Source organism: Marinobacterium sp. BA1, from assembly GCF_041155135.1.
Lineage (GTDB): Bacteria > Pseudomonadota > Gammaproteobacteria > Pseudomonadales > Balneatricaceae > Marinobacterium > Marinobacterium iners.
In genome coordinates, this window is sequence record NZ_BAAFHC010000001.1 from 2,573,094 (window position 1) to 2,585,325 (window position 12,232).

A 12,232-nucleotide genomic window follows, 5' to 3' on the forward strand; every position below is an offset into this window, starting at 1 on the left:
CAGCAACGTGTTGAAATAAAAATAAAAGGTCTTTATCCCCAAAAAAAGATAATAGGTTTTTTATGAAGACAATAATTATTAAAGAAAAGTCCGAGCTGCTTGGCTACAAAAAAGAAATTATTAATTTATTTCGTGAAGCATATGATCAAGATCTGTCAAGTGACATATGGGACTGGGCTTATATAAATAACCCTTTTGGAAGCCCCTATGCTGCACTGGCATTTGATGATGGATTAGTTGCACACTACGCAGTTATTCCATATCCATTGATTGAAAAATCTGGCGCTAAGAGAAAATCTTTTCTCTCAATGACAACCATGGTAGCAAAGACTCATCGAAAATATGGTCTTTTTACTAAGCTGGCAAATTTAACTTATGATGAGTTAAAAAAAGATGATGCAGATTTCGTTATGGGATTTCCGAACCAAATGTCTGCTCCCGGTTTCAGAAAGAAATTAGAGTGGGAGGTTCTCGAGCCCGATGTTGTCGTTTCTGTTAATCGAAATCAACTAGAAGAACTTATTAATCTTGATAGCTTCGCTCAATGTGAAGAATCTTTCCAGATGTTTGCAAATTTGTCTGATAGCGAACTTCGTGATTGGAGACTCTCTAAGCCAGGGGTTAAATATTCATGGCATGACAGCATCGCCTATAAAGAATATAATGGCCAAATCGATGTGATGTTTTATGAATCACCCAGGGATCTCAAAAATCTTCCTCTTGCGTCTGCCTACAATATCCTTCTGCCATCAGATATCATCATTGATAAGAGCATTATATCTTTTGATTATATGTTCGGCGGCCTTGGTCTAAATACAGATTTCGACCCTAATAGGGTTCGCAGACAGATGTGCATTTCTGATGTATTCTAAAAAAATGAAAATTTTTGCCTTTACCTCCATCAGATCTGAATATGACCTGATGAGTGCTTTGTATAAGAGGCTCTCGCTAGACAGTGATGTAGACTTTCAATTAATAGTATCAGGTACTCATTTAGTCCCAGCACAGGGTGGTTCTGTATCAGAGATAGAAAACGATGGCTTCATAATCAGCTATCGGATAGAAACCTTACTTGCCTCTGACAGTCAGGTTTCGAGGGTCAAGTCGGCAGCCATTCTGCAGTCAGCATGCGCCGATATTTTAAGCAATGAAACTCCCGATCTTGTTATTTTTGCGGGAGATCGAGAGGATGTACTCATATATGCATCTGTCTGTGCCTTCTTGAACATCCCTACAATTCACTTTTTTGGCGGTGATCACGCAAAAGATAGCCATGTCGATAACCCAGTTCGTCATGCTACTTCTAAGCTTGCATCAGTACACTTTGTCAGTACTGAGGAGCACAAAACAAGATTACTGGCAATCGGTGAACCTGAGCGTCGAATATTTGTTATTGGAAGCGTTGCGCTTGATAAGTTTTTGAGCGAACCTATCGTTACAAAGAGCGAAGTATTGAATCGTATAGGAATCGATTCAGACGCTGAGGATGAAAAAATTGCGGTCCTCATATTTCACCCAGTAGACTCTGAACTGGGGCGTACAGGCACTTATATCCATAATATGGTTAGCGTCCTGAATGGCCTTGGGTATCATGTGTATGCAGGCATGCCCAATAGTGATCCAGGCAACCATGCCATTCGTGATGCATTAATAACACTAAAGGGGTCAGCTCGTATTACGATTTACGAAAATCTATCCAGACCACTGTTCGTTAATTTGCTTCGATCAGCAGATCTAATGATAGGTAATTCATCGGCAGGTCTTCTTGAAGCCCCTTCCATACCTCTTCCTGCTGTGAATGTTGGGGAAAGACAAAAAGGCCGCCTTGCCCCCAGCAACGTGATTTTCTCTAGTGGTTCGGTAGAAGCCATAACGCAAGCAGTCTTGCATACGGAATCTGAAGAATTCCTTTCACAACTTCGCTGTATTTCCAATCCATATGGAGACGGGCGAAGTGTTGACCGTGCCTACGGGCTAATCAAAAAGATTAATTTTTCAGAATATGTCCGTAAACCGGAGGATCCTCTTGAAAGCTGAGTCTCTTTTTCCTGCAACGATTCTGGTGATTGCTCCTCATCCAGATGACGAAACACTTGGCTGTGGCGGTACCATTCTCAAACTGAAAGCTAAAGGTGCATCGGTTCATTGGCTTATCGTGACGACCATGAAAGATGTTTCAGGCTTTCCTCAAGAAAGAGTTCCAGTTCGTGCTGAGGAAATCGAATCTGTTCAGAAAGCATACGGGTTTGATGATGTACACCATTGCTCTCTACCTGCGGCAGCCTTGGATACTCTGGCGAAAGGCAAGCTGGTTGATGCCATCGGTGCTGTCATCAAATATGTGAAACCTGATTGCATCTATATTCCTTACCGAAACGATGTCCACAGTGATCATGCAGCTGTATTTGACGCAGCCATTTCTGCCACAAAGACATTTCGTGCGCCATTTGTAAAGGCAATATATGCGTATGAAACGCTATCGGAAACCGATTTTTGTCTACGGCCGGACGACCCTGGGTTCCGCCCAAACCTTTATGAAGATATCTCAGACTATCTGGATCAAAAGATCTCAATAATGTCACTGTTTGATGGAGAAATGGGGATGTTCCCGTTCCCACGTAGTGAGGAGTGTCTTCGTGCGTTGGCTACCTTACGTGGCGCCCAGTCTAATTGCCTTGCAGCTGAAGCATTCATGATTCTTAAGGAAATACGCTGACCATGTCTGTACTTATTATTGCTGAAGCGGGTGTTAACCATAATGGCGAGAAGGATAAAGCGTTTGCCCTTGTTGATGCAGCGGCTGCAGCAGGAGCTGATGCGGTTAAGTTCCAGACGTACAAAACGGAAGATCTTGCCTCAATGTCGGTACCGAAGGCTGATTATCAGAAGAGAAGCACAGACTCTAATGAAACCCAGTTTGAAATGCTAAAGAAGCTGGAGCTTCCTGAAAGTTGGCATTTTGAGCTTAAACTGTACGCAGAAAATAAAGGGATTACATTCATATCAACCGCTTTTGACATCAAAAGCCTTTCGTTTCTTGAAAAGCTAGGCCTCCCTTTCTATAAAGTCCCATCTGGTGAAATTACAAATGCTCCTCTCCTAAAAGCGTTTGCAAGAACAGGCAAGGAGATAATTCTGTCTACGGGCATGGCAACCTTGGGAGAAGTTGAACAAGCTCTCGCCATACTTGCTTGGGGATTTCTATGTGACAAAGAACCTGAATCTCTGGATCAAATATGGCAGCACTGGTCAGTTCAAGATGCCAGAAAGAGCATACGTGAAAAAGTGTCCCTGCTGCATTGTACATCTCAATACCCAACACCTCTGTCAGAGGTAAACCTGAAGGCAATGGATACCTTGAGTTCTGCTTTTGGCTTGCCCGTAGGATATTCCGACCATACTGAAGGTCTGTTAATACCTCTGGCTGCGGTATCGCGTGGTGCAACGATAATCGAAAAACACTTCACTCTTGATCGCCAACTCCCAGGTCCTGACCATCGAGCGTCTCTTGAACCAGATGAACTTAAAGAAATGGTCACACAAATACGCTCTTTGGAACAAGCTCTTGGGGACGGGTACAAGGCACCACAGCCAAGCGAATTCGACTCTCGCACTTCGGCACGCCAAAACCTGGTTGCCAAACAGGACATGGCCAAAGGATCCCTGTTTACCTTCGAGTCTTTAGGTACGGCGAGGACGGGAAATGGAATCAGTGCGCTACATTACTGGGATAATATAAACACTCCAGCAACTAAAAACTATAAGGCGGGTGAGGCTTTATGATCCTTGATCGCCCGACCATAATATTGGGTGCTGGTGGCCATGCCAAAGTAGTTTTGGACCTTGTTAACGCCATGGGAGCTTATGTAGCCGGGATTCTTGACCCTCAACTGCATGAAACCGGTGTGACTGAATGGCGAGGGATTCCCGTACTAGGTAATGACTCTACCTTAGAGTGTTATCAAACTGACCGGATATATCTGGCCAATGGCTTGGGGAGTCTGCCGGGATGGGATAGGAGAAACCTTCTGTATGACAAGCTCACTATAAAAGGGTTCCACTTTCCTGCGCTTGTGCATCCGACTGTTATCATGGGTAGCGGAGTCGCAGTTTCTCACGGCGCACAAGTAATGGCTGGATGTATCCTACAGGCAGACGTGAGTATCGGTGAAAACACGATAGTCAACACAGGTGCTCAACTGGATCACGACTGTAGCATAGGAAAGCACTGCCATATCGCACCGGGAGCGACCCTAAGCGGAGATGTCTCGACCGGCAACTGTTGCCATATTGGAACCAATGCTGCTGTTATACAAGGTTGTCATTTGGGCGAAGGTGTTGTTGTAGGGGCTGGCTCAACAGTGCTGCATGACCTTCCAGCCTATGCCAAACTGCTTGCAGCGAAACCACAAGCGCTCAATATCACTACCTAGTAGGCTTCTCTTAATGAAACGCTGGCAAGATACTCTAATCTCCCCGAATGCAACGCTGCAGCAAGCCATTCAGCAAATGGACGCTTCAGCTCAGGGCATTTTGTTGGTAGCTGATTCTGAAAAGCATTTGCTGGGCACCATCACTGATGGCGATGTTCGTCGCGCACTTCTGAATCATCTTGGACTGGACATTAACATCCAACAGGTCATGAATAAGCAGCCGCGAAGTGCCAGCTCCGAATGGAGCCGTTCACAGTTGCTGGCAGCCCTGGAGCAACAACAATTACTGCACCTTCCGGTTGTTGACTCCGCAGGCCGGATCACCGGTCTTGAAACCCTGCAGCGCCTGCTGAACAAGCAACATCTAGCAAACCCGGTTTTTCTGATGGCTGGCGGATTCGGTACCCGTTTGAGGCCACTTACTCATAACTGCCCCAAGCCCATGCTAAAAGTAGGTGGCAAGCCTATTCTTGAGCTGATTTTGCAGAATTTTATAGACGCCGGCTTTTACCGCTTTTTCATCTCTACACACTATATGCCGGATGTAATTCGCAACCACTTTGGTGATGGGCGCAACTGGGGCGTAAGCATTGAATACATTCATGAGGAAAGCCCGCTGGGAACTGCCGGAGCACTGGGCTTGCTGCCTCAGCAAGAAATCGACCGGCCCATGTTCTTGATGAATGGCGACCTGTTAACTCGGCTTGATTATCGCAAATTGCTTGACTTCCATGAGCAGAGCCAAGCTATCGCAACCATGTGCGTGCGCGAGTATGAACACCAGGTACCTTATGGCGTCATTGAGAGTAATGGCAGCTGCATCACCTCTATCACCGAAAAACCAATCCAGCACTTTTTCATTAACGCTGGCATCTATTTGCTTTCACCCGAGCTTGTCAGAAGTGTAACGCCAGGTACCAGAATCGATATGCCCACCCTGTTACAGCAAGCAATCGACCAAAGCCAACATGTCAGTATGTTTCCCATTCATGAGTATTGGCTGGATATAGGTCGCATGGAAGACTTTCGCCGTGCACAAGATGAAGTGGCAGATGTATTAGCGGGTCTGATGACATGACGCAACAGCTTGATATCGTAGCCATTATCCCGGCACGTGCCGGCAGTAAACGACTGCCAGGCAAAAACATGTTGCCACTGGCCGGTAAACCGTTGATTCAATGGTCACTGGATGCTGCGAAAGAGTCTGGAGTCGTTGATTTAATCCTGGTGACTTCCGATGACCCAGCCGTGCTGGAACTTGCTCGGCAGCAGGATGTTATGGCCATCAAGCGGCCCCTTGAGCTCGCAAGTGATACAGCAACCACTGTTGACGCGGTACTGAATGCTCTTCAGCAACTTGAATCGAAGGGCTACAGTGCCCAACGAGTAGTATTGCTGCAACCTACATCACCTCTCAGAACCGCCCAAAATATCCAGGCAGCAGTACAACGCATGGAGGAAACAAGTGCCACAAGCATTGTTTCCGTTTGCGCAATGGATCACACACCTCTTTGGGCCAACACCTTGCCACACGATGGAAATATGGATCAGTTCCTGTCCACCGAATTGATTAACAAACGCAGTCAAGACTTGCCAACCTACTACCGCCTCAACGGCGCCGTTTACTTGATTAATAAACAGGCATTAATCGATCATCATAATTTTTTTGTTCCCCCTACCTATGCTCTTCTTATGGATAGAACCAACTCAGTTGATATCGATACGGCTGAAGACTTGGTATTCGCAGAGTTTCTTTCGCGACAACAAAGCAACTGACATCGCAACAGGCTTGCAAATCAAAAAAATGCTGTTTTATGGCTAAAGAACCCTTGGGTGCGGCCGTTAACAGGTTCATGGAGGCATCATGCCGCTAACAATTTAAGCTCAAGTGATCGTCTAAAAGGAGACCGTCATGGCCAGTGTAGTCAACACTAACATCATGTCCCTCAACGCGCAGAACAGCCTGTCGCGTACCAACAGCTCACTGCAAACTGCCATGGAACGTCTGTCTTCTGGCCTGCGTGTTAACAGCGCCAAGGACGATGCTGCGGGCCTTGCAATCTCCAACCGCATGACCTCACAGATCCGTGGTATGACCGTAGCACAGCGAAACGCCAACGACGGCATCTCCGTTGCTCAGGTTGCTGAGGGTTCCATGCAGACCATCACCGATACCTTGCAGCGTATGCGTGACCTCTCAGTGCAGGCAGCCAACTCCGGTGGTCTGAGTGACGGTGACAAGGACAAGCTGAATACCGAGTTCGCTCAGTTAAAAGAAGAGATCGGTCGAATTATCGGTAATACTGATTTCAATGGTAAAAAAGTGCTTCAGGGCTCTTTGTCCGCCGGCGGTACGTTTCAGGTTGGCTACAGCACTGCGGCTGATAATCAGATCACTATTTCCGTTGCAAACCTGTCCAACGTTTCAGGTTTGAATACAATCATGGCTGCAGGCACTGCAATCAGCGCGGGTCAAAGTGCTTCTAATATTCATAGTGTTATCAACAATATTGATATCGCAATACAGAAGATTGATACAGCCCGCTCTGACTTGGGTGCGATTCAGAACCGCTTCAGTGCCACCATCGACAACCTGTCAAACGCAATTGAGAACCAGAGTGCTGCGCGTTCACGCATCGTGGATGCCGACTTTGCGGTTGAAACTGCCAACCTGAGCCGCTCCCAGATTCTGCAGCAAGCCGGTACCTCAATGTTGGCACAGGCCAACCAGGCACCTCAGTCTGTATTGAGCCTGCTGGGTTAATTCGCTCGGGATACCAAGCTCAAACACCTCAGCACAGATACCCGCCCACCCCTCCGGTTGGCGGGTATTTTTTTAAGCCGTGTGCGAGGCAATGACGCAAAACCACTCAAGCTTTACTTTCTGCTGCCGCTAACCTCTGTACAAGGCAACCAGCCCACGATTTAAAGTACGAATGATCGTCTGAAGGAGACCGTCATGGCCAGTGTAGTTAATACCAACATTATGTCACTCAACGCGCAGAACAGCCTGTCGCGTACCAACAGTTCACTGCAGACTGCCATGGAGCGTCTGTCTTCTGGTTTGCGTGTCAATAGCGCCAAGGACGATGCTGCGGGCCTGGCAATCTCCAACCGCATGACCTCGCAGATCCGCGGCATGACCGTAGCACAGCGCAACGCCAACGATGGCATCTCCGTTGCTCAGGTTGCGGAAGGTTCCATGCAGACCATCACTGATACCCTGCAACGTATGCGTGACCTGTCCGTTCAGGCGGCTAACGATGGCGGTTTGAGTGACGGTGATAAAGACAAGCTCGCAACTGAGTTCAACTCGTTGCGTGATGAGATTGGTCGCATAATCGACAATACCGACTACAACGGTAAAAAAGTTCTTGATGGCGACATTACCAACGCTGTTTTCCAAGTTGGCTATAGTACCGCTGCCGATAACCAAATCAGCATCACCATCGGCGCTCTTGCTGCCGCCTCAGGTATTGCCAGTGTAATTGGTACTGCCAGCATCGGTGCAGCGGGTAGTGCCAAGCAGGCCATAAACGCGATCGACATCGCCATTGCCAGTATCGACACCAAGCGCTCCGAACTGGGTGCCATTCAGAACCGCTTCAGTGCTACCATCGATAACCTGTCAAACGCGATCGAGAACCAGAGTGCCGCTCGGTCACGCATCGTGGATGCCGACTTTGCGGTAGAGACTGCCAACCTGAGCCGCTCTCAGATTCTGCAGCAGGCCGGTACCTCAATGTTGGCACAGGCCAACCAGGCACCTCAGTCTGTATTGAGCCTGCTGGGTTAATTCGCTCGGAATACGAAGCTTAAACACCTCAGCACAGATACCCGCCCCCCTCCGGTTGGCGGGTATCTTTTTAAGCTGTGTGCGAGGCAATGACACAAAACCACTCAAGCTTTACTTTCTGCTGCCGCTAACCTCTGTACAAGGCAATCAGCCCACGATTTAAAGTACGAATGATCGTCTGAAGGAGACCGTCATGGCCAGTGTAGTTAATACCAACATTATGTCACTCAACGCGCAGAACAGCCTGTCGCGTACCAACAGTTCACTGCAGACTGCCATGGAGCGTCTGTCTTCTGGTTTGCGTGTCAACAGCGCCAAGGACGATGCTGCGGGCTTGGCAATCTCCAACCGCATGACCTCACAGATCCGGGGCATGACCGTAGCACAGCGCAACGCCAACGACGGCATCTCCGTTGCTCAGGTTGCGGAAGGCTCCATGCAGACCATTACTGATACCCTGCAGCGTATGCGTGACCTGTCAGTACAGGCGGCTAACGATGGCGGTTTGAGTAACAGTGATAAAAACAAGCTTTCTACTGAGTTTAATTCACTCAAGGAAGAGATAGACCGTATTATCAAAAACACTGACTACAATGGCAAAAAAGTCCTCAATGGTGAGATCAGTGGTGCTGTTTTCCAGGTGGGCTACAGTACTGCAGCTGACAACCAGATCAGTGTTACCATTGGCTCAGTAGCAAGTGCTGCCGGTGTAACAAGTGTCTTGGCGGATGCAATCAGCATTGGCTCTGGCGGTGACGCACTCGAAGCCATCAACGCGATTGATGCGGCTATAGCGACTATCGATACCAAACGCTCCGAGCTGGGTGCTGTTCAGAACCGCTTTAGCGCCACCATCGACAACCTGTCAAACGCGATCGAGAACCAGAGTGCTGCGCGTTCACGCATCGTGGATGCCGACTTTGCGGTTGAAACTGCCAACCTGAGCCGTTCCCAGATTCTGCAGCAGGCCGGTACCTCAATGTTGGCACAGGCCAACCAGGCACCTCAGTCTGTATTGAGCCTGCTGGGTTAATTCGCTCGGGATACCAAGCTCAAACACCTCAGCACAGATACCCGCCCACCCCTCCGGTTGGCGGGTATTTTTTTAAGCCGTGTGCGAGACAATGACGCAAAACCACTCAAGCTTTACTTTCTGCTGCCGCTAACCTCTGTACAAGGCAATCAGCCCACGATTTAAAGTACGAATGATCGTCTGAAGGAGACCGTCATGGCCAGTGTAGTTAATACCAACATTATGTCACTCAACGCGCAGAACAGCCTGTCGCGTACCAACAGCTCACTGCAGACTGCCATGGAGCGCCTGTCTTCTGGTTTGCGTGTTAACAGCGCCAAGGACGATGCTGCGGGCCTGGCAATCTCCAACCGCATGACCTCGCAGATTCGCGGCATGACCGTGGCACAGCGTAACGCCAACGACGGCATCTCCGTTGCTCAGGTTGCGGAAGGTTCCATGCAGACCATCACCGACACCCTGCAGCGTATGCGTGACCTGTCCGTTCAGGCGGCTAACGATGGCGGTTTGAGTGGCGGTGATAAAGACAAGCTCGCAACTGAGTTCAACTCTCTGCGGGAAGAGCTTGATCGCATCATCAAGAACACCGATTACAATGGTAAAAAAGTGCTCAATGGCAGTATCGCTAATGCTGTATTCCAGGTTGGCTACAGCACCGCTGCTGACAACCAGATTAGTATCACAATTGGCGCTATAGCAGGCTCTACTGGCATGTCTGCGGTTCTGGCAAGTGGGACAATCAGTATAGGTTCAGCAGGCGATGCCCTGACTGCAATTGAAGAGATCGATAATGCCATTGCCATGATCGACACCAAACGCTCCGAACTGGGTGCTATCCAGAACCGCTTTAGCGCCACCATCGATAACCTGTCAAACGCGATCGAGAACCAGAGTGCCGCTCGGTCACGCATCGTGGATGCCGACTTTGCAGTAGAGACTGCCAACCTGAGCCGCTCTCAGATTCTGCAGCAGGCCGGTACCTCAATGTTGGCACAGGCCAACCAGGCACCTCAGTCCGTCTTGAGTCTGCTTGGTTAAACCAGAGCATCCGGCCTGACAGAGCTGAACAAGTGCCTGTATACTGAAGCCAGCGTACGGGCGCTTTTTATTTTATACGGAGGTTGATTATGGCAATTTCACTTAGTGGTATTGGCAGTGGCCTTGATATCAAAGGCCTTGTATCTCAGTTGGTACAGGCAGAAGGTGCAGCCAAAAATAACGCCCTAAACCGCCGCGAATCAAACTACCAAACAGAACTGTCGGCGCTTGGGACACTTAAAAGCAGCTTGAGCAGTTTTAAAGATGCTGCTGCCAAACTGGCCGATGCTGACGATCTGTTGAAAGTCAACGCAACTTCGTCTGATGAAGCAATGTTCACCGCTTCAGCCTCCAGTAGTGCGTCTGCCGGTAATTATGCCGTAGAGGTTCTTAACCTGGCCAAGGCTCAAAAACTTAGCTCAGCCGGTTTCAGCTCAGCCAGCGACAGTGTTGGCACAGGTACAATGACGATCGGCAGTGGAGCCAATAGCTTCGATGTCAACATTGACACCGACAACAACTCGCTGGCCGGTATCCGTGATGCAATCAACAACGCAGCGGATAACAGCAGCGTGACGGCCACAATCGTGAATGTTGATGATGGTGCAGGTGGGACTGAGGCACGTCTGGTACTAACCGCCAAAAACAGCGGTACTGATAACCAGATCAGCATTGACGTTACCGAAGGTGCAGAGCCCGGGCTTTCACAACTGTCATACAGCTATGATGCCGGTGGTGTTGGCAGTGGCGGCATGAACCAACTGGTAGCGGCCGACGATGCACAGATTCGTGTCGATGGCATGCTTGCCACGCGCAGCAGCAACAGTATCAGTGATGTTATTCCAGGTGTGACGCTGGACCTGAAAGCTGAAACCACTACAGCGGTCGGACTGTCTCTGGATGTCGATAAGGATGCTACTCGAGAAAGCGTGCAAGCTTTTGTGAATGCCTACAATAAACTGGCCGATACTTATGACCGCCTGACTAGCTATAATGCGGAGAGTGAATCCGGTGGTGCTCTTCAGGGTGACTTCAGCGCAAGGCAGATCATGAGCGAGGTTCGTAATATATTGCGTACCAATGACTCCAGCAACCCTTACGGTTCACTCTTCAGTATCGGAATGGAAATCGACCAATACGGCAAGATGTCTATCGATGGTGACAAATTCGATGAGGTTTTGAGCGCCCGCCCTGAGGCCCTCAGCAATCTATTGAGCTCTGCAGATGGTATAGCAGGGCAGTTGGAGAGTACTCTAAAACAATCGCTTGAGCTCGGCGGTATCTTTGATAGCAGAACAAACAGTCTGAACCAGTCACTCAAAAAAGTCGAAGACGAGCGCTTGGACCTTGAGGATCGTTTACAGACTCTTGAAACACGTATGCTGAACCAGTTTATCACAATGGATACGCTCGTTGCTCAATATAATAACACCGGGAATTATTTGGCGGGGCAGCTTGCTGCATTGCCCGGTTTTGCACCTCAAAAATCCGGATAAGGTATAGGGTCTAATATGAATGGAATTAACACCTATAAATCAGTGGGCGCTGACAGCGCATCACCACATAAACTGATTCAGATGCTGTTTGACACTTATCTGGTTCGTATTGATCAGGCAATCACAGCGCTCGAAAATCAGAATATGAACGCCAAGGGTACAGCTATATCCAAGGCCTTGGCTATTATCGGTGGGCTTGAAGAAGGACTCGATTTGGAGAAAGGAGGCGAACTGGCCGAAAATCTTCAATCACTTTACCGTTACGTACGTGAGCGGCTGCTGGTTGCTACTGACAAAAACGATGTAGAAGAGTTGAAAAAAGCACGTGATTTGATTTTCCCGATCAAGGACGCATGGGATCAAATCCCTGCAGAATATCATAATCATCAAGAATAATTTAACCGCGCCCCCAGAGCTGAATGATCAGCACGGGGGC

Annotated in this window: 13 protein-coding genes; all 13 read left to right on the forward strand. The window is 48.6% G+C overall.

Annotation, left to right across the window (positions count from 1 at the left end; all coding sequences use genetic code 11):
- Positions 1 to 62 precede the first annotated feature (62 nt).
- The 13 genes from ACAM29_RS12415 (at position 63) to fliS (ending at position 12,192) form a co-directional block, all read left to right on the forward strand.
- Positions 63 to 872 carry a GNAT family N-acetyltransferase gene (locus ACAM29_RS12415; RefSeq protein ID WP_369624321.1) on the forward strand — a complete coding sequence of 270 codons (810 nt, stop codon included), beginning with the start codon at positions 63 to 65 and terminating at the stop codon, positions 870 to 872.
- Positions 862 to 2,037 (forward strand): UDP-N-acetylglucosamine 2-epimerase, encoded by a 1,176-nt coding sequence (gene neuC, locus ACAM29_RS12420; RefSeq protein WP_369624322.1) that lies wholly within the window; start codon positions 862 to 864, stop codon positions 2,035 to 2,037. Before ACAM29_RS12415 ends, neuC begins: the two co-directional genes overlap by 11 nt.
- Positions 2,027 to 2,716: a PIG-L deacetylase family protein gene (locus tag ACAM29_RS12425; RefSeq protein WP_369624323.1), complete on the forward strand. Its 690-nt coding sequence runs from the start codon at positions 2,027 to 2,029 to the stop codon at positions 2,714 to 2,716. Before neuC ends, ACAM29_RS12425 begins: the two co-directional genes overlap by 11 nt.
- A 2-nt stretch (positions 2,717 to 2,718) precedes the next feature.
- Complete coding sequence (gene neuB / locus ACAM29_RS12430; protein ID WP_369624324.1) at positions 2,719 to 3,783, forward strand: N-acetylneuraminate synthase; 1,065 nt, start codon at positions 2,719 to 2,721, stop codon at positions 3,781 to 3,783.
- Positions 3,780 to 4,433: an acetyltransferase gene (locus tag ACAM29_RS12435; protein ID WP_369624325.1), complete on the forward strand. Its 654-nt coding sequence runs from the start codon at positions 3,780 to 3,782 to the stop codon at positions 4,431 to 4,433. The genes neuB and ACAM29_RS12435 overlap by 4 nt, the downstream gene beginning before the upstream one ends.
- A complete protein-coding gene (locus ACAM29_RS12440; RefSeq protein ID WP_369624326.1) occupies positions 4,369 to 5,511 on the forward strand; it encodes a nucleotidyltransferase family protein in 1,143 nt (380 codons plus the stop codon). The genes ACAM29_RS12435 and ACAM29_RS12440 overlap by 65 nt, the downstream gene beginning before the upstream one ends.
- Positions 5,508 to 6,209, forward strand: a complete 702-nt coding sequence (locus ACAM29_RS12445) for a 2-C-methyl-D-erythritol 4-phosphate cytidylyltransferase (RefSeq protein WP_369624327.1) — start codon at positions 5,508 to 5,510, stop codon at positions 6,207 to 6,209. Before ACAM29_RS12440 ends, ACAM29_RS12445 begins: the two co-directional genes overlap by 4 nt.
- A gap of 136 nt (positions 6,210 to 6,345) precedes the next feature.
- On the forward strand, positions 6,346 to 7,197 hold the full coding sequence (locus tag ACAM29_RS12450) for a flagellin (protein ID WP_369624328.1): 852 nt from the start codon (positions 6,346 to 6,348) through the stop codon (positions 7,195 to 7,197).
- Positions 7,198 to 7,392: 195 nt separating this feature from the next.
- Positions 7,393 to 8,229: a flagellin gene (locus ACAM29_RS12455; protein WP_369624329.1), complete on the forward strand. Its 837-nt coding sequence runs from the start codon at positions 7,393 to 7,395 to the stop codon at positions 8,227 to 8,229.
- A 193-nt stretch (positions 8,230 to 8,422) separates the two neighbouring features.
- The gene (locus ACAM29_RS12460) at positions 8,423 to 9,262 is read left to right on the forward strand and encodes a flagellin (RefSeq protein WP_369624330.1); all 840 of its coding nucleotides are present in this window, start codon (positions 8,423 to 8,425) and stop codon (positions 9,260 to 9,262) included.
- A gap of 195 nt (positions 9,263 to 9,457) precedes the next feature.
- Positions 9,458 to 10,300 (forward strand): flagellin, encoded by an 843-nt coding sequence (locus ACAM29_RS12465; RefSeq protein ID WP_369624331.1) that lies wholly within the window; start codon positions 9,458 to 9,460, stop codon positions 10,298 to 10,300.
- Between the two features lie 89 nt (positions 10,301 to 10,389).
- Positions 10,390 to 11,796, forward strand: coding sequence for a flagellar filament capping protein FliD (fliD, locus tag ACAM29_RS12470; RefSeq protein ID WP_369624332.1), 1,407 nt, complete (start codon positions 10,390 to 10,392; stop codon positions 11,794 to 11,796).
- A 15-nt stretch (positions 11,797 to 11,811) separates the two neighbouring features.
- Positions 11,812 to 12,192: a flagellar export chaperone FliS gene (fliS, locus tag ACAM29_RS12475; protein WP_091822517.1), complete on the forward strand. Its 381-nt coding sequence runs from the start codon at positions 11,812 to 11,814 to the stop codon at positions 12,190 to 12,192.
- Positions 12,193 to 12,232 lie beyond the last annotated feature (40 nt).

Excerpts from the sequence above, each read along its gene's own strand:
- ACAM29_RS12415 (WP_369624321.1), top strand. The coding sequence starts at position 63 with ATGAAGACAATAATTATTAAAGAAAAGTCCGAGCTGCTTGGCTACAAA.
- neuC (WP_369624322.1), top strand. The coding sequence starts at position 862 with ATGTATTCTAAAAAAATGAAAATTTTTGCCTTTACCTCCATCAGATCT.
- neuB (WP_369624324.1), top strand. The coding sequence starts at position 2,719 with ATGTCTGTACTTATTATTGCTGAAGCGGGTGTTAACCATAATGGCGAG.
- ACAM29_RS12435 (WP_369624325.1), top strand. The coding sequence starts at position 3,780 with ATGATCCTTGATCGCCCGACCATAATATTGGGTGCTGGTGGCCATGCC.
- ACAM29_RS12440 (WP_369624326.1), top strand. The coding sequence starts at position 4,369 with ATGACCTTCCAGCCTATGCCAAACTGCTTGCAGCGAAACCACAAGCGC.
- ACAM29_RS12445 (WP_369624327.1), top strand. The coding sequence starts at position 5,508 with ATGACGCAACAGCTTGATATCGTAGCCATTATCCCGGCACGTGCCGGC.
- ACAM29_RS12450 (WP_369624328.1), top strand. The coding sequence starts at position 6,346 with ATGGCCAGTGTAGTCAACACTAACATCATGTCCCTCAACGCGCAGAAC.
- ACAM29_RS12455 (WP_369624329.1), top strand. The coding sequence starts at position 7,393 with ATGGCCAGTGTAGTTAATACCAACATTATGTCACTCAACGCGCAGAAC.
- ACAM29_RS12460 (WP_369624330.1), top strand. The coding sequence starts at position 8,423 with ATGGCCAGTGTAGTTAATACCAACATTATGTCACTCAACGCGCAGAAC.
- ACAM29_RS12465 (WP_369624331.1), top strand. The coding sequence starts at position 9,458 with ATGGCCAGTGTAGTTAATACCAACATTATGTCACTCAACGCGCAGAAC.
- fliD (WP_369624332.1), top strand. The coding sequence starts at position 10,390 with ATGGCAATTTCACTTAGTGGTATTGGCAGTGGCCTTGATATCAAAGGC.
- fliS (WP_091822517.1), top strand. The coding sequence starts at position 11,812 with ATGAATGGAATTAACACCTATAAATCAGTGGGCGCTGACAGCGCATCA.